General features: G+C 68.3%; 20 protein-coding genes. 8 read left to right on the top strand and 12 right to left on the bottom strand.

Annotated elements, in window-relative coordinates:
• On the bottom strand, positions 1 to 519 hold a 519-nt coding region (locus ACFQEY_RS14265; protein WP_379769765.1), incomplete at its 3' end, for an NAD-dependent epimerase/dehydratase family protein.
• Positions 520 to 648: 129 nt separating this feature from the next.
• Between ACFQEY_RS14265 and htpX the strand changes: the two genes are divergently transcribed.
• Positions 649 to 1,518 (top strand): zinc metalloprotease HtpX, encoded by an 870-nt coding sequence (gene htpX, locus ACFQEY_RS14260; protein ID WP_379769763.1) that lies wholly within the window; start codon positions 649 to 651, stop codon positions 1,516 to 1,518.
• 39 nt (positions 1,519 to 1,557) lie between these two features.
• Here the strand turns inward: htpX and ACFQEY_RS14255 are convergent, their stop codons facing one another.
• Complete coding sequence (locus ACFQEY_RS14255; RefSeq protein WP_379769761.1) at positions 1,558 to 3,465, bottom strand: ATP-binding protein; 1,908 nt, start codon at positions 3,463 to 3,465, stop codon at positions 1,558 to 1,560.
• A gap of 260 nt (positions 3,466 to 3,725) precedes the next feature.
• Here ACFQEY_RS14255 and ACFQEY_RS14250 point away from each other — a divergent pair, with 260 nt between their 5' ends.
• The gene (locus ACFQEY_RS14250; RefSeq protein WP_379769759.1) at positions 3,726 to 3,911 is read left to right on the top strand and encodes a hypothetical protein; all 186 of its coding nucleotides are present in this window, start codon (positions 3,726 to 3,728) and stop codon (positions 3,909 to 3,911) included.
• Complete coding sequence (locus tag ACFQEY_RS14245) at positions 3,908 to 4,039, top strand: hypothetical protein (RefSeq protein WP_379769757.1); 132 nt, start codon at positions 3,908 to 3,910, stop codon at positions 4,037 to 4,039. Before ACFQEY_RS14250 ends, ACFQEY_RS14245 begins: the two co-directional genes overlap by 4 nt.
• Positions 4,040 to 4,233: 194 nt before the next feature.
• Here ACFQEY_RS14245 and ACFQEY_RS14240 read toward each other — a convergent pair whose 3' ends face one another.
• Positions 4,234 to 4,605 carry a hypothetical protein gene (locus ACFQEY_RS14240; RefSeq protein ID WP_379769755.1) on the bottom strand — a complete coding sequence of 124 codons (372 nt, stop codon included), beginning with the start codon at positions 4,603 to 4,605 and terminating at the stop codon, positions 4,234 to 4,236.
• Positions 4,605 to 6,149: an acyl-CoA carboxylase subunit beta gene (locus ACFQEY_RS14235; protein WP_379769752.1), complete on the bottom strand. Its 1,545-nt coding sequence runs from the start codon at positions 6,147 to 6,149 to the stop codon at positions 4,605 to 4,607. The genes ACFQEY_RS14240 and ACFQEY_RS14235 overlap by 1 nt, the downstream gene beginning before the upstream one ends.
• 325 nt (positions 6,150 to 6,474) lie before the next feature.
• Between ACFQEY_RS14235 and ACFQEY_RS14230 the strand changes: the two genes are divergently transcribed.
• The 3 genes from ACFQEY_RS14230 to rpl12p are packed head-to-tail and all read left to right on the top strand — an operon-like array spanning position 6,475 to position 8,504.
• On the top strand, positions 6,475 to 7,113 hold the full coding sequence (locus ACFQEY_RS14230) for a 50S ribosomal protein L1 (RefSeq protein WP_379769750.1): 639 nt from the start codon (positions 6,475 to 6,477) through the stop codon (positions 7,111 to 7,113).
• Positions 7,110 to 8,147 carry a 50S ribosomal protein L10 gene (locus ACFQEY_RS14225; RefSeq protein ID WP_379769748.1) on the top strand — a complete coding sequence of 346 codons (1,038 nt, stop codon included), beginning with the start codon at positions 7,110 to 7,112 and terminating at the stop codon, positions 8,145 to 8,147. The genes ACFQEY_RS14230 and ACFQEY_RS14225 overlap by 4 nt, the downstream gene beginning before the upstream one ends.
• A gap of 18 nt (positions 8,148 to 8,165) precedes the next feature.
• On the top strand, positions 8,166 to 8,504 hold the full coding sequence (gene rpl12p / locus ACFQEY_RS14220) for a 50S ribosomal protein P1 (protein WP_379769745.1): 339 nt from the start codon (positions 8,166 to 8,168) through the stop codon (positions 8,502 to 8,504).
• A gap of 228 nt (positions 8,505 to 8,732) precedes the next feature.
• On the opposite strand, the gene ACFQEY_RS14215 is transcribed toward rpl12p, so the two are convergent.
• Both ACFQEY_RS14215 and ACFQEY_RS14210 read right to left on the bottom strand, forming a co-directional pair.
• Positions 8,733 to 8,993 (bottom strand): hypothetical protein, encoded by a 261-nt coding sequence (locus tag ACFQEY_RS14215; protein ID WP_379769743.1) that lies wholly within the window; start codon positions 8,991 to 8,993, stop codon positions 8,733 to 8,735.
• 102 nt (positions 8,994 to 9,095) lie between these two features.
• Positions 9,096 to 9,566, bottom strand: a complete 471-nt coding sequence (locus ACFQEY_RS14210; RefSeq protein WP_379769740.1) for a hypothetical protein — start codon at positions 9,564 to 9,566, stop codon at positions 9,096 to 9,098.
• A gap of 142 nt (positions 9,567 to 9,708) precedes the next feature.
• Here ACFQEY_RS14210 and ACFQEY_RS14205 point away from each other — a divergent pair, with 142 nt between their 5' ends.
• The gene (locus ACFQEY_RS14205; protein WP_379769738.1) at positions 9,709 to 9,900 is read left to right on the top strand and encodes a hypothetical protein; all 192 of its coding nucleotides are present in this window, start codon (positions 9,709 to 9,711) and stop codon (positions 9,898 to 9,900) included.
• Between the two features lie 111 nt (positions 9,901 to 10,011).
• Here the strand turns inward: ACFQEY_RS14205 and ACFQEY_RS14200 are convergent, their stop codons facing one another.
• The gene (locus ACFQEY_RS14200) at positions 10,012 to 10,743 is read right to left on the bottom strand and encodes a hypothetical protein (RefSeq protein ID WP_379769736.1); all 732 of its coding nucleotides are present in this window, start codon (positions 10,741 to 10,743) and stop codon (positions 10,012 to 10,014) included.
• A 179-nt stretch (positions 10,744 to 10,922) separates the two neighbouring features.
• On the opposite strand from ACFQEY_RS14200, the gene ACFQEY_RS14195 reads away from it, so the two are divergent.
• Complete coding sequence (locus ACFQEY_RS14195; protein WP_379769734.1) at positions 10,923 to 11,135, top strand: DUF7472 family protein; 213 nt, start codon at positions 10,923 to 10,925, stop codon at positions 11,133 to 11,135.
• A 21-nt stretch (positions 11,136 to 11,156) separates the two neighbouring features.
• Here ACFQEY_RS14195 and ACFQEY_RS14190 read toward each other — a convergent pair whose 3' ends face one another.
• From ACFQEY_RS14190 to ACFQEY_RS14170, 5 genes are all read right to left on the bottom strand, one after another.
• Positions 11,157 to 12,317, bottom strand: a complete 1,161-nt coding sequence (locus ACFQEY_RS14190) for a DNA primase (RefSeq protein WP_379769731.1) — start codon at positions 12,315 to 12,317, stop codon at positions 11,157 to 11,159.
• A gap of 114 nt (positions 12,318 to 12,431) precedes the next feature.
• Complete coding sequence (locus ACFQEY_RS14185) at positions 12,432 to 12,953, bottom strand: DUF5518 domain-containing protein (protein ID WP_379769729.1); 522 nt, start codon at positions 12,951 to 12,953, stop codon at positions 12,432 to 12,434.
• A gap of 7 nt (positions 12,954 to 12,960) precedes the next feature.
• Positions 12,961 to 13,644, bottom strand: a complete 684-nt coding sequence (locus ACFQEY_RS14180; RefSeq protein ID WP_379769727.1) for an HVO_2922 family protein — start codon at positions 13,642 to 13,644, stop codon at positions 12,961 to 12,963.
• A 92-nt stretch (positions 13,645 to 13,736) separates the two neighbouring features.
• Complete coding sequence (locus tag ACFQEY_RS14175) at positions 13,737 to 14,369, bottom strand: protein sorting system archaetidylserine decarboxylase (RefSeq protein ID WP_379769725.1); 633 nt, start codon at positions 14,367 to 14,369, stop codon at positions 13,737 to 13,739.
• A gap of 2 nt (positions 14,370 to 14,371) precedes the next feature.
• The gene (locus ACFQEY_RS14170; RefSeq protein WP_379769723.1) at positions 14,372 to 15,421 is read right to left on the bottom strand and encodes an AAA family ATPase; all 1,050 of its coding nucleotides are present in this window, start codon (positions 15,419 to 15,421) and stop codon (positions 14,372 to 14,374) included.
• Between the last annotated feature and the right edge of the window lie 17 nt (positions 15,422 to 15,438).

Here is a 15,438-nt window from a genome sequence, read left to right as displayed (position 1 = left end):
GGGTCGAATCGAGACGGCCGGGACGCCCTCGCGACGGGCGACCGCCCCCGCGACAGCCTCCGCGGTCACCTTCGAGAGCCCGTAGGGGTCCTCCGGCCGGAGCGGGTGCTCCTCGGTGACCGGCAGTTCGTCTGGCATGGGCGTCGGGTCGGCGAAGAAGAACCCGTAGGCCCCGTCGCTCGACGCCTGCACGATCCGGGCGTCGGTGCGACCGGCGGCGTCGAGGACGTTCTTCGCGGCGCGGACGTTCGTCTCGAACACCCTGCCGTCGGGGTGGGTTCCCGCCACGGGGATCGCCGCCCAGTGGACGACTGCGTCGGGGTTGACCGCGTGAACGACGTCGAGCGCCTCGCCCCGGTTGGCGAGGTCGGCCGCGCGGAACGAGACGTTCGGGATCGGGCTCGCGTCGAGCCCCGGGCGTTCGTAGTCGACGACGACGACCTCGTAATCGCCCGCGAGCCGGTCGACGACCCAGCGACCGGAGGCACCGCAGCCGCCGGTGACGAGAACGGTCTCCATGCGCGGATCTCTCCCACCCCGGAAAAAAGGCCGTCGCTCGCTGGTCTCCTGTCCGGTCTTCGTCGCCGATAGCCGACTGCGTGTTCCCGCTCCGGCAGGCTTTAACGCCGCGAACGGTAACTCACGGTCATGGACTGGAAGACCGACTGGGGACTGCGTGGACGGATGGCGTTCACGATGTTCCTGCTTTTCGCCCTCTACGTCGTGTTCGTCGGCGTGTTGACCGTGTACTTCGGCAACTTCCTGTTCCCGCTGATCATGCTCGGCGGGTTCTCGATCGCCCAGTACTTCTTCAGCGACAAACTGGCGCTGCGGAGCATGGGTGCCCGCGAGGTTGACGCGGACGAGTACCCCGACCTCCATCGCCGGATCGAGCGGCTGAGCCAGCAGGCGGACCTCCCGAAGCCGACGGTCGCGGTCGCCGAGACGCAGGTACCGAACGCGTTCGCGACCGGTCGCAACAAGAAGAACGCGACCGTCGCGGTGACGACCGGACTGCTCCGGTCGCTCGACGCGGACGAGCTCGACGCCGTGCTCGCCCACGAGCTCGCGCACGTGAAGAACCGCGACGTGATGGTGATGACCATCGCGTCGTTCCTCTCGACCATCGCCTTCTTCATCGTGCGGTGGGGGTGGCTGTTCAGCGGCGACAATCGACAGGGCGCGCCGATCATCGTCGCGATCCTCGTGTCGATCCTCGTCTGGGCGATCTCGTTCCTGCTTATCCGCGCGCTCTCGCGGTACCGCGAGTACTCCGCCGACCGCGGGGCGGCGCTTATCACCGGGAAGCCCGCCGCGCTCGCGTCCGCGCTGATGACGATCGACGGTCGGATGGACCGCGTGCCGAAGGAGGACCTCCGCCAGGAGGCCGAGATGAACGCCTTCTTCATCATCCCGATTCGCGCCGGCTTCGTCGGGAAAATCGCCTCGACGCACCCCTCGACCGAGAACCGGGTCGAGCGGCTCCGCGAACTTGAACGCGAGATGGAAACCGCCTGAACGAGTCGAACGGCGGACGCGATTCTCAGCTCGGGACCCTCACTCCAACACGACCAGCACGTCGCCCATGTCGACGCTGTCGCCCTCGGCGACGTGGACGCCGGCGACGGTTCCGCCGCGCTCGGCGACCACGTCGTTCTCCATCTTCATCGCTTCGAGGACGCAGACGACGTCGCCGGCGGCGACCTCGTCGCCCTCGGCCACGTCCACCGAGAGGATCGTCCCCTGCATCTCCGCTTCCACGGCCTCGCCGCCCTCGGCGACGTCGACGCCGCCGGAGCCGTCCTCGTCGTCTCTCGCCTGCGGCGGTCGCCGTCGGTTGCCGCCGGAGCCGGAACCGCTCCCCGGCGTCGGGATCGGCGGCGCGCCGCGCTCTTCGAGATCGACCTCGAAGCGCTTGCCGTTCACCTCGACGGTGAACTCGCGCTCGGTCACCTCCTCCCCGTCTTCGTCTCCCCCTGCCGACGCCGACTCGCTCCCCCACTTCTCTTGGGCCTCCGCGACCAGTTCCTCGTCGAGCTCCTCGTCCAGGTACTTCGTGGTGTGGGTGCCGTCGACGAATCGTTCGTCGTCGAGCATGAGCCGGTGGAACGGGACGACGGTGACGACCCCCTCAAGGTCGTACTCCGCGAGCGCGCGCTTCGAGCGGGCGAGACACTCCTCGCGGTCGCCACCCCACACGATCAGCTTCGCGATCATCGAGTCGTAGTCGGTGACCAGCTCGTCCCCCTGTCGGAGCGCGTCGTCGACTCGGACGCCGATCCCGCCCGGCGGGTCGTAGGTGTCGAGTCGTCCCTCGTTCGCCGGTTGGAAGTCCTTCGCGGCGTTCTCGGCGTTGATCCGGAACTCGATCGCGTGGCCGTCCAGCTCGACGTCGTCCTGCGAGACGGAGAGTCCCTCGCCCGAGGCGACCCGGAGCTGCTCTTTGACGATGTCGATTCCCGTCAGCTCCTCCGTGACGGTGTGTTCGACCTGTATCCGGGTGTTGACTTCGAGGAAGTAGAACGGCGTGTCCGGCCCGAGCGGTTCAGCCGGGTCGCGGTCGACGTCCTCCTCGACGAGGAACTCGACGGTCCCCGCGTTGGTGTAGTCGGCGGCGGCGACGCCCCTGCGGGCGGCCTCGCCGATCTTCTCGCGCAGCGCGTCGGAGAGCGCGGGGGAGGGCCCCTCTTCGATCACCTTCTGGTGGCGGCGCTGGAGCGAGCAGTCGCGCTCGCCGAGGTGCACGACCTCGGTTTCGACGTCGTCTCCCCCGCCGTCTTCACCGGTCCCGCTGCTCGCCCCGTCCTCACTGCCGTCCGCGACGATCTGCACCTCGACGTGTCTCGGCGTCTCGAGGTAGCGTTCGAGGTAGACGGAGTCGTTCGAGAAGTACGCCTCCCCCTCACGCTTCGCAGATTCGAGAGCCTCTTCTGCCTCGTCGGCGCTCTCGACGACCTTCATCCCGCGGCCGCCGCCGCCGCCCTCGGCTTTGATCGCGACTGGGTACCCGTGCTCGTCGCCGAAGTCGGTCACCGCCTCGACCTCGGTGACGGGCTCTGTCGTCCCCGGGACGATCGGCACGTCGGCCTCGTTCATCACCCGCCGGGCGTGGGTCTTTTCGCCGAGCCGCTCCATCGCGCCGCTCGACGGGCCGATCCACGTGATCCCGTCCGCGGCCTCGACGCGCGCCGCGAACGCCGCGTTCTCCGCGAGGAAGCCGTATCCCGGGTGGATCGCGTCGGCGTCGGCGGCGCGGGCGGCCTCGACGACCGCCTCGCCGTCAAGGTAGGAGTCGGCCGCGCGGGCCGGCCCGACGTTGTACGCCTCGTCCGCGTACCGGACGTGGCCGCCGTGTTTGTCAGCGTCGCTGTACACGGCGACGGTGTCGACACCCAGCTCCGTACAGGCGCGCATCACCCGAACCGCGATCTCTCCGCGGTTCGCGACGAGAACCTTGTCGAACATTCCTGCGCGTTTCTTCCACCATTACCCACCTCATTCTATCGGTCCGTACCGACGGCAACCCCCCGAACCGCCCGATCGTTGTGCGCCTCACTCTCGATACGTCTCACTCTCTGTGGGCCTCACTCTCAGTGGACCTCGTTCTCAGTGGACCTCGCTCTCAGTGCGCCCCGCTTTCAGTGAGCCCCGCTTTCAGTACGCCCCGCTTTCAGTACGCCCCGCTCCCGAGACGGTTAAGAGGACGCCGGCCGGCAGATCCGGACATGCTCTCGCCCGGCAATCCGTACGTGTTGCCGTCGGTGGCGGTCGCCGCGGGCGCGTACCTCGCGGCGACGCTGTTGACGGACGCCTCGATCCTCCTCCGGATAGGGATCCTCGTGCTCCTCGCGGGTGTCGTCCCCGTCGCGCTCAACCGGATTCTCGGCGGATCGCCTTCGGTCGACGAGTGATCGAAGAGAGGGGGGCCGACGACGACGGAGATGGGACGATCGACGACGACGGAGATGGGACGATCGACGACGACGGAGATGGGACGATCGACGACGACGGAGATGAGACGACCGTCCGGCGGCCATAGATATATACGCGATCGGATGTATTCTTCCACGCACCCTACGAAGGGTTTGCGTGGCGGTGTGATCGAAGCGAACGCACTGCCGGGGAATGCACGCGGTTCGGTGCGATCGGAAACGGCCACTACTCTCGCGACCTGACTATTGTCCGCTCCTTCTAGGCGTTGTCCGCTCCGATCGAACGTCCGTCCTCACGCGCTCAGAACCGGCCGGTGCGTCCGGCCGCGGTCCACGGATCGGTCGGCGCGTCTGTGGGCACGCGGACAGACCGACTCTGCAGCCGGTTTATCCGGTCGCCGAACGACCAGCGCTTTCCGTCCCACCCGTCGTCTTCGTCCTCGACAGCGGCGGCCGCGGCGAGTTCGCCGTCGCGAAGGTGTGCCGCGACCGCGGCGGCGATGGCGGCCGCCTCCGCGTCGTCGGCGTCATCCGGAATCGCCAGACCGGCGAGGGAACCGCGGGCCGCGGGCTCGGCTTCGGGTCCGTCCGGGGCGGCGTCGCGTCCGTCGGAAGCGCCGCGCTCGTCCGGGGAGGCGCGTCCGTCCGAGGGGTCCGGGGCGTCGGTCGCCATCAGATCGGGATGTTGCCGTGTTTCTTCTCCGGCTGATCCGAGCGCTTCCCCGTCAGCATCTGGAGATCGGAGATCAGGCGGGCGCGGGTCTCTTCGGGCTCGATGACGTCGTCGACGAAGCCGCGGTCCGCGGCGCTGTAGGGGTTCGCGAACTCCTCTCGGTACTCGTCGATCAGCTCCTGTCTGCGCGCGTCGGGGTCGTCGGCCGCGGCCAGTTCCTCGCGGTAGAGGACGTTGACCGCGCCTTTCGGTCCCATCACCGCGATCTCCGCGGTCGGCCACGCGTAGTTCACGTCGCCCCCGATGTGCTTCGAGGACATCACGCAGTAGGCCCCGCCGTACGCCTTTCGGGTGATGACGGTGAGGAGCGGAACCGTCGCCTCCGAGAACGCGTACAGCAGCTTCGCGCCGTGGCGGATGATCCCGTTGTGCTCCTGGTCGGTGCCGGGCATGAACCCGGGGACGTCCTCGAAGGTGAGGATGGGGACGTTGAACGCGTCACAGAAGCGGACGAAGCGAGCGCCCTTCTGGCTCGATTCGATGTCGAGCGTGCCGGCGTTCACGCGGGGGTTGTTGGCGACGATCCCGATCGAGCGGCCGTCGAGCCGGGCGAAGCCGACGACGACGTTCTTCGCGAAGTTCTCCTGCACCTCGAAGAAGGACCCCTCGTCGACGACGCTCCCGATCACCTCCTTCATGTCGTACGGCTTTCTCGGGGCGTCGGGGACGATCTCCGCCAGTTCCTCGTCGGCGCGCTCGGGGTCGTCCCACGGCTCGACGCGCGGCGGGTCCTCGACGTTGTTCGCGGGGAGGTACGAGAGCAGCCGCGCGATGTCGTCGAGCGCGTCCTCCTCGCTCTCCTCCGCGAAGTGGGCGACGCCGGAGGTCGACGAGTGGGTGACCGCGCCGCCGAGTTCCTCGAAGCTCACCTCCTCACCCGTCACCGTCTCGATGACGTCCGGGCCGGTGATGAACATGTGCGAGGTGTCTTTCACCATGAACGTGAAGTCCGTGATGGCCGGGGAGTAGACCGCGCCGCCGGCGCAGGGACCCATGATGGCCGAGATCTGCGGGATCACGCCGGACGCCTCGGTGTTGCGCCGGAAGATCTCCGCGAAGCCGCCGAGCGAGGCGACCCCCTCCTGAATCCGAGCGCCGGCGGAGTCGTTGAGCCCGACGACGGGTGCGCCCACGTCCATCGCCTTGTCCATCACCTTACACACCTTCTCGGCGAACACCTCGCCGAGCGAGCCGCCGAAGACGGTGAAGTCGTGCGCGAAGACGAACGTCTTTCGGCCGTTCACCTCGCCGTACCCCGTCACGACGCCGTCGCCGGGGAACCGGTTCTCCTCCATCCCGAACGTGTGGTTCCGGTGGGTGCGGAACCGGTCGAACTCGTGGAACGTCCCGTCGTCGAGGAAGTAGTCGATCCGCTCGCGCGCGGTCATCTTCCCCTTCTCGTGTTGGGACTCGATCCGCTCGTCGCCGCCGCCCTTCGCCGCCCGTTCGCGGCGCTCGCGGAGGTCCTCGATGCGGTCGTCCATCGTCACGTCGGACCACCCTGAATCATTACCTCGTGGGTCGGCGAGCGGCGTCAAAAGGGTTCCCCTACGCGACGTTTCGGTGTTCGACGGACGTCGAACGACACCGCCGTATCCGGCGGTGCGATCGCTCGACTCGAACGCGGGACGGTCGCCCGTGGTGACGATCACCCCGGCCGCGCAGACGGCCCGCACAGCCCCTGTCGGCGGTTCACACGCCGACGGGCGGTTCGACGCTTTTAAACCTCCGATGGACCACTCTCCGATGAGACAGGCTTCGCCTGTTTCACTGACCCGTAGGAGCGACCTGCGTACTACGGAGGTGAAAATGGCAGACACAATACAAGAGGCCGTAATCCTCGCACTCGACGATGCGCCCGAGCGGAACTTCCGCGAGACCGTGGACATCGCGATCAACCTGCGAGACCTCGACCTCAACGATCCGTCGAACCGCATCGACGAGTCCGTCGTGCTGCCGGCTGGAACGGGGCAGGAGACACAGATCGTCGTCTTCGCGGAGGGCGAAACCGCCGTCCGCGCCGAGGAAGTTGCTGATCAAGTGCTTGACAGCGACGACCTCGAAGACTTAGGAGACGACGACGACCGCGCAAAGGACCTGGCCGACGAGACCGATTTCTTCGTCGCAGAGGCCAACCTGATGCAGGACATCGGTCGGTACCTCGGTACCGTCCTCGGTCCGCGCGGGAAGATGCCTACCCCACTGCAGCCGGACGACGACGTCGTCGAGACCGTCAACCGGATGAAGAACACGGTGCAGCTCCGGTCCCGTGACCGGCGCACGTTCCACACTCGCGTCGGTGCCGAGGACATGGGTGCCGAGGCGATCTCGGACAACATCGACGTCATCGTCCGGCGACTCGAAGCGAACCTCGAAAAGGGACCGCTCAACATCGACGGGATCTTCGTGAAGACCACGATGGGTCCCGCCAAGGAGGTGCCCGTATGAGCTCGGTCCGCAAGACTGAGACTATCCCGCAGTGGAAGCAGGACGAAGTCGACGAGCTCGTCGAGTTCATCGACTCGTTCAACTCCGTCGGGATCGTCGGCGTCGCCGGCATTCCGAGCCGCCAGCTCCAGGCCATGCGCCGCGAGCTGCACGGCTCGGCCGACGTCCGGATGAGCCGCAACACGCTCACCGTCCGCGCGCTCGAGGAAGTCGACGACGGCATCGAAGAGCTGACCCAGTACGTCTCGGGTCAGGTCGCGCTCATCGGCACGAACGACAACCCGTTCGGTCTCTTCAAGCAGCTCGAAGCCTCGAAGACCCCCGCCCCCATCAACGCGGGCGAGGTCGCCCCCAACGACGTCGTCATCCCCGAGGGTGACACCGGCGTCGACCCGGGCCCGTTCGTCGGTGAACTACAGACGATCGGCGCGTCCGCCCGCATCCAGGACGGCTCGATCGTGGTCACCGAGGACTCGAAGGTCCTCGAAGAGGGCGAGGTCGTCGACGACGATCTCGCGAACGTCCTGACCGAACTCGGCATCGAGCCGAAGGAGGTTGGGCTCGACCTCAAGGGCGTCTACTCCGAGGGCGTTCTTTTCGAGCCGAACGAGCTCGAAATCGACGTCGACGAGTACGCGGCCGACATCCGAGCCGCCGCGGCCGCCGCGCGCAACCTCTCGGTCAACGCGGTCTACCCGACGGCCGCCACCGCCGGCACCCTTCTCGCGAAGGCGTCCGGCGAGGGGAAGTCCGTAGGGCTGTTCGCGGAGATTGAGAGCCCGGACGTCGTGCCCGACCTGATCGGAAAGGCCGACGCCCAGCTGCGCTCGCTCGCGACCCAGATCGACGACGAGGAGGCGCTCCCCGAGGAGCTACAGGGCGTCGAAGCCGCCCCGGCTCCGGAGACGGACGACGCCGACGAGGAGGAACAGGCTGACGAAGAAGCTGACACGGACGACGCCGAGGACTCCGACGACGACGCCGACGATGACGACGGCGACGGCGGCGACGGTCTCGGCGCGATGTTCGGATAACACCACGAGGACACACCAATGGAATACGTTTACGCTGCGCTCATCCTGAACGAGACCGACGAAGAGATCAACGAGGACAACATCACCGGCGTGCTGGAAGCCGCCGGCGTCGACGTCGAGGAATCCCGCGTCAAGGCGCTCGTCGCCGCGCTGGAGGACGTCGACATCGAGGACGCCATCGAGACGGCCGCTGCAGCGCCCGCCGCCGGCGCGGCCGCGGGCGGCTCCGCGGACGCCGACGACTCCGACGACGGCGCTGACGAGGCCGACGAGGCCGACGCCGCCGAGGACGAAGCGGACGACGACGAGGACGACGACGAGGACGGCGGCGAGGGCCTCGGCGAGCTCTTCGGTTAGCTCCCGGACCCACCCGCCTCCGCGTCAGTCGAGGCGCGGACCACGCCGAATTCTGCGTTCTTTCGCGCTCCCTAGCGACGGCGCTCCGCAATCAGTTCTCGAACCGCGCGCACGCGGTGATCGGCCGGACACCACACGGATCGGTCGGCTTCGGATCGGTCGGCTTCGGATCGGCTGACTGTGAACCGTCAGTCCGCGGACCGATCGGTGAAGTCCGAACGCCGTCGGTCAGTCGTCGGTGGGTTCGTAGCGCCCGTCGCCGGACCGGTAGTACGTTTCCGCCGGCGACCGGACGCCCGCGTACAGACGCACGTCCGGAAACAGCAGGAGCAAGCCGAGTACCGTCCACGCGCTGCCGACGAGAAGAGCCCATCCCCAGCCGGCGAAGATGCCGACGGTGAACTGCAGCGTCCAGACGGCGGCGGCGACGGCGAGCACGCCAGCGCCGAATCCCACGCTCACCTCCGTTCCCGCGGAACCGATCGTCATGGCTGACGGTTCTCGTGACGGGATATAAGCGCTCGTCGCGAGTTATCGAAACGGAGAACTTGACGCTTCCGAGATCGGCGGGCAGATACCGACGAGACGGCCTCAGGAGTCGGTTTCGAGCCGCTCTGACGGGCTAACAGCCGTCGCGACGTCCTCGCCGTGGGCCGCGGCGATCCCGATGCCGACGACCGCTCCGTAGGCGGCGATAGCGAGCCAACCGTACCCGAGGACGGCGATTCCGTCTGCGCTCATCCCGCCGAGCACCCAACCGAACGACACCGACGCCCACGCCGCGAGCGCGCCGATGTAGAGGTTCAGCGGTGTTCCCGTAAAAGCGGCCCGCTCGAAGCGATCGACCCGTTCCTCGGTCGCGTCCGCCACGATCGCCTCGTCCCGCTGAACGAACATCCCCGCGGCGACGACCGTTCCCGCAGCGGCGACGGCGAACCAGGCGTACCCGACGACCGGAACCGCGACCGAGATGACGCCGAGCGCCCACAGCGCCGTGAACCCGCTGACGATCACCGCGAGCGCACAGTACCCGCGAAAGCACTGTGTTACCAGTTGTTTCATATATGAAATGATATACGACCGACCTGTTATAAACCCCCCGCCCGGCGTTGGCATCCGCGTCCACCGACTGCCGCGTCGCCTTCGAGCCCCCGACGATCGGTGGATGAGTGTTTAAGTTCCGCCGGTCCCATCGCCGATAGGTATGAAGATCGTCGACGGCGACAAAATCGAGTGCGACCGGTGCGAGTCGGTGTTCCCGATCGGAGACGTCTCGTTGCTCGAGAAGGAAACGAACCGCGACTACGAGCGAGTGCTGTGTGGGGACTGTCTCGGCGTCGTCGGCGTTCCCAAGGGGTACACGCTCCGACGCGACATCAGTCACCTCGCGCAGTAGCGTTTTCTCCGCACTCCGGACGCCCGGTCTCGCTTCTCAGCGCATTGAACGCCCAATCTCCCCGCCGTCGTCTACGGGAAAACCGCCGACGCGCCGTTTCTTCGCGGCGCGCTACCGGAGGCTCGCGAGCCGGGAGGCGGGGAATCCGTACCGCTTCGCGCCTTCGATCGGACGATCCGGTCGGAGCGATTCGACGTACACGGCTTCGACGACCGGTTCGTGAGCGACGTAGTCGGCGTTCGTGGCGTACTCGTCGAGGGTGCGGCCCTCGTCGGTTCGATACGCGTCGGCGCGCTCGTTCGTGACCGCCACGACGACGAGGCGTTCGTCGGTCTCGCGGTCGCCGACGACGGAACCCGGCTCGAACCCGTGTCGCTCGCAGAGCTGCGGTCCGTCCGCGTCCCGCGGGACGAACGTCTCGTCGCCACAGACCGCACAGACGGCCGCGCGCTCGTCCGGCGCGGGGAGCGCTCCCGCGGCCACCTCCATCGCGACGCGCCGGAGGTGTTTGCAGTGCGAGCCGCGGATCGCGTGGTCCGGGCAGGTGCAGGTGCCGTCGTCGAGCGCGACGACGTAGGTTCCGCCCTCGGTCTCGACGACGTAGCGACGGTCGCGTAGCGTTCGCACGGTCATCGGTTCCGCAGCGGCGCGCGCCGACCGAGCGTCGTCGGGATCGCTGTTTGCCTCGGTGTCCGGCGGTATCCCGGCGTTCGGCGGTACCCTGGCGTCCGGCGGCACCTCGGAGTCCCACGGACCGCCGGCGACTGACTCCGGCGGCGACGAAGCCGGCGAGCGAGGCGCGTACGGATCGGCGGCCGCCGGTGGAGTTCGGGGGTGCGTCATGGGTGGCTGCGAGGGTGATCCCTCGCTTCGCTCCGATCTAGGTGGTCAAACCGGTTAACGTCCACGCTCAGGAGAGATACCGACGTTCCCGCGTCGGGTTGCCCACGAGGCTATCCGTCGAATCCTGCCTCGGCGTCCCCATCGAAGTCCTTTTTTAGTGGCGACGGGAACGCGCGGATATGGAAATCGACGCGGAACTCCGTCGGCAGATCGCTGCGTCTCTGCTGGCGGCCGCGGCCTTCATCGTCGGCCTGATCGGTATCGGGGTCACGTTCGGCGGCTCGTCTGCACTGCCGGAGGCCGGCGCGATCGCCCTCGTCGCGCTCTTGGCCGGGTTCGTCCTGTTGATGGCGCTCGTCGGTGCGTACCTCATCCGGGCGAACGACGACTAATCATTGGCTGCGCGAGCCGCGTCACTCTTCGCCGCCGTCCGCCGGGATCTCGTTCTCCTCCCGCCAATCGTCGATCTCGTCGGCGTCCGCCACTCGCTTCTCGTAGTACGCGAGGGGGTCGGCGGCGACCTGCATGTGGTCTTCCTCGTTGTGGCAGATCCCGTAGTTCGCGAGCGTCTCGCAGGTCGGTGGCGGGTACTGCGTCCCGCGATCATCTTTTAAATACTCGGTCTGGTACCGGATTCCCTCGGCGTCGAGACTGGTGTCGGCACAGAACGCGACCACCTCGTCCGGCGTCATCCCGATCCCGACGAGGAAGGCCATCAGCGCGAACGATTCGGGCGGATCGAGGGCGGCGTCCCGCTCTGCCTTCTCGATCAGGTTCGTCATGCACGGCGGGAACAGTTCGGGGGCGACGACGTCGACCGGGCCGGCGTACGTCCGCTCCGAGAGCAGTCGCTTGAGGTCGGCCACCCCGGACTCCAACTCCGCCGCGATACCCTCGCCGGCGGCCAGCTCGAACGGGAGTCCCTCGCGGACCCGATCCTCGACGGCGGCTTCGAGGGCGTCCAACAGCTCCTCACGCGAGACGCGGACCGCCCCGTCCGAGAGCGCTCGGTTCACGAGCCGCCACGACACCCCCCACGACGGGGAGGTCAGCCGGAGGTACGGGCCGACGTCGATCCAGTAATGTGCGGGGTCGCGGCCGGGGGCTCCGACCGCGGAAGTCCCCGTTCCAGCGCTTCCCGCTTCCGACGACTCCGCCCGCACCGACTCCGCGAGGTCGAACTCGGCGAGCACGTCGTCGAGTTCGACGGTCGGCGTCGACACGGACCGAAGCTCGTCGTCGGTCGCGAGGTCCTCGCGGATCCGGCCGATCGCGGTCGCCGCCTCCGCGGCGGCGTACTTCTCGATGGCGGGCTCGGAGTCGAGCAGCGAGACCAGGATCCGCGCGATCGGATACGACAGCAGCTCGGCCTGCACGTCGTAGTCCGATTCCGTGGGAAACGTCCCGCTCTCCGACTCGACCGTCCCGTCCATCAGGGCGCGCTCCACGCGCTCGCGGGCTCGCTCGACCGCGGGGGCGTCCGCCGCGACGAGCTCCGGGAGCGACACCGCGGCATCGGCGACGGCCTCGCGGGCGGCCGCGAAGAACGGGTACTTGGCGTCGAGCGCGTCCATGTCCGGTCCGAGGTAGCAACGGGCGGCGAATAAGCGGTGCGGTCCGCGGCGCGGTCGACGGTGCGGTCAGCGGCGCGGTCGACGGCGCGATCAGCGGCGCGGTCGACGGCGGGGCTACAGTTTCCCGCGGAGGTAGTGGCCGAGGTACCCGCCGACGACCCCGGATCCGAAGGTGTAGGCGGCGGCGAGCCCGATGACGAGGAGCGCGAGGATTCCGAACTCCGCGGGAGCGCCGGCGAGTCCGAGGAAAAACAGGAGGAAACCGACGACGGCTACGAACGGCAGGGTCATGACCGCGCCGGCGACCGCGCCCGTTTTGAGCCCGTCGGCCGGCCGACCGCCACAGAGGTACCCGGCGAGCGCGCCGCCGAGGACGGTGGCGAATGGAACGAACGACAGCACCGAGCCGGCGACACCGCCCAACACTCCGTAGAGGAGTACGTCACCTAGGTCTGCCGGGGAGTCGTCCCCGGGTGCGAGCAGGCGGTCCGAGGTGTCGCCGTGGGGTCGGTCCGGCGCATCGTCGGGACGATTCGGTACGTCGTCGGGCTGATTCGGTGCGTCGTCGGGCCGATTCGGCGCATCGTCGGCTGCCCCGGCTTCCGCAGTGTCGGAGGGGGACTCGTCGGGGACCACGGCCGGATCACTCCGTCTCCGTCTCGTCGCCCCCCGTTCCGTCCTCGTCGAGTTCCTCGACGGGCGCACCGGGGGCGTTCGACTTCACGCTGTTCAGCCCCTGCCTCGCCTTCTGTTTGGAGGCGTAGCCCTGTCCGCCGTCGGCCACGACGTTCCCGTTGTCGTGGCGGAGTCGCCAGCGGTGTTCGTCGGCGGCGTCCTCGAAGAGCTCGAAAGTCGCGTCGCTTCCGCCGTCGTCGGGTGCCTCCTCGTCGCGCGACACGTCGATCACGTGCGCGCCCGGCGCGTTGCGCCGAACGCTCTCGATCCCCGATTGCGCGTCGCGTTTGTCCGCGTACCCCTCGCCGGAGTCGGCGATGATGTTTCCGTTGTCGTGACGGAGCCGCCAGCGGTGCTCGTCGGCGCTGTCGACGTACAGTTCGAAGGCCGCCTTGCTCGCGGCGGCGTCTTCGTCTACCTCGACGTGCTCCTCGGGCCACTCCATCTCGACTTCGAAGTGAACCGTCCCGTCGCCGCGTTCGAGTTCGACCTCGACCTCGGGCTCGGCGTCCGGATCGGCCGTCACGGTTCCGGCGTCGTCGACGGGAACCGGTTCACCTCGGCCGAGCGCTCTCGCGATGCGTCGGAAGTACGTGGCCATCGCCTGTCGGCTTCGCGATCGCCTCGACTCGTGGATCGGTTCGTCGGGCATACACGCTCACGTCACGGCCGAAACACAAAACGCTATGGCCGGTGTCGTGCGCTCGTGTCGGATCCTGCTCGTGTCGGATCCGTTCGGCGATGTCAGTCTCGCTCCGCGATGATCGTCTCGCCCGCTCGGACCGCGTCCCCCTCGGCGACCCGGAGGTTCGCCTCGCTCACGTCGGCCGGTAACACCACATCGGCGCGGGAGCCGAACGAGACGTGGCCGACGCGCTCGCCGCGATCGACGGCGTCGCCGGGCTCCACGGATGGGTGGATCCGCCGGGCGAACCAGCCGGCGATAACCAACAGCTCGTACTCACCGAAATCGATAGCTACCTGCTCGTTTCGGTCTGATTCCTTGTCGAACGCGGGGCGGTTCGCGCCCGGACGGTGTCTGACCTCCCGGACCTCCCCCGCGCGCGGCGCGCGGTTCACGTGGACGTCGGTGACGTTCATGAACACGCCCACCCGCAACCGGCTTCCTTCCTCTCGAACGACGCTCACGGTGCCGTCCGCTGGCGAGAGGACGATCCCCTCGGCGTCCGGCGGCGACCGGTCGGGGTCGCGGTGGAACCAGAGGACGCCGAGCGCGAGCGCGAGCAGTCCGATCCCGACCGGCGGCAGCAACGGGAGAGCCGCGGCCGCGGCGAGCGCGGGGACGAGCGCCAGCCGCCACGCCTCGTCGACGACCGGGAACGGGAGCAGCCGCGCGAGGGGCGGGTTACGGGACACGATCAGGCCTCCGTCGGTTCGCGGAGACTGGGCCGGAGCTCGGTGCGGCCGGCCGCCCACGCCGCGAGCAGGTGGGTGAGGTGGATCCGGTCGTCGAGCCCGTCGACCAGATCGAGGTCGGCCTCGCCGGCGAGCACGTGGAGCCGCGCGAGGTCGTCGCCGTCGTACGCCGAACCGGCGCGGGCGACCCGCAGGGTCTCGCGCAACAGCTCCTCGCCGCCGTACCCGCCCTCGTCGAGCAGGTCGTCGAGGGTCGACCGCGATTCTTTGAAGTCCCCAGCGCGCGCGTCGGCGAGCGCGCCTCGGATCGCGTCGTCGTCGCCCACCTCGCCGAGCGTCTCGTAGGCGGCCCCCATCGTGATCTCGCCGCCCTCGACCGCGGTCGCCTGCGCGGAGAGGATCGCTTCGCGGAGATCTCCGCCGGCCGCGCTGGCGACGAACTCCAGTCCGTCGGCGTCGTAGTCGACGCCCTCGCGCTCGCAGATCGTTTCGAGCACGTCGATCGTCTCGTCGGTCGTCGGCGAGCGCAGGCGAACCGGGAAACAGCGCGACCGGATCGGCGCGATGAGCTTCGACGGCTGGCGGGTGGCGATCACGAACTGCGTTGTCCGGTGGTGCTGTTCCATCACACGCCGGAGCGCCTGCTGAAAGTCCTCTCGGATCGCTTCGGCGTTATCGAGCAGGATCGTCTTGTACTCGCCCGACATCGGCGCGTACGACGCCGACTCCTTCAGCACGCGGTTTATCATGTCGCGTTTCGCCATCCGGCTCCGCCCCGCGAGGAAGCCCTCGAACCGGGGGTCGGTCCGGATCTCCTTTTTCGTCCGACCGAAGAAGTCGGCGACGTTGATCTCGATCATGTCGCTCTCCGGATCCTCGTGGGCGACTCGCGTCAGCGCTCGCGTCGCCGCCGTCTTCCCGACGCCGGGCGGTCCCTGCACGACGAGGTTCATCGGCTCGTCGACCGCGCGCTCCAATCGTTCACGAGCGTCGTCCTGCCGGATCTCGTCGAGTTCGGGAGCGTGCGTGTCTATCCACAGCGGTCCCTCCATATGGAAGGGGTCGGGGA

Source organism: Halorubrum trueperi, from assembly GCF_042662525.1.
GTDB lineage: Archaea > Halobacteriota > Halobacteria > Halobacteriales > Haloferacaceae > Halorubrum > Halorubrum trueperi.
This window is presented reverse-complemented; position numbering and strand designations above follow the sequence as displayed.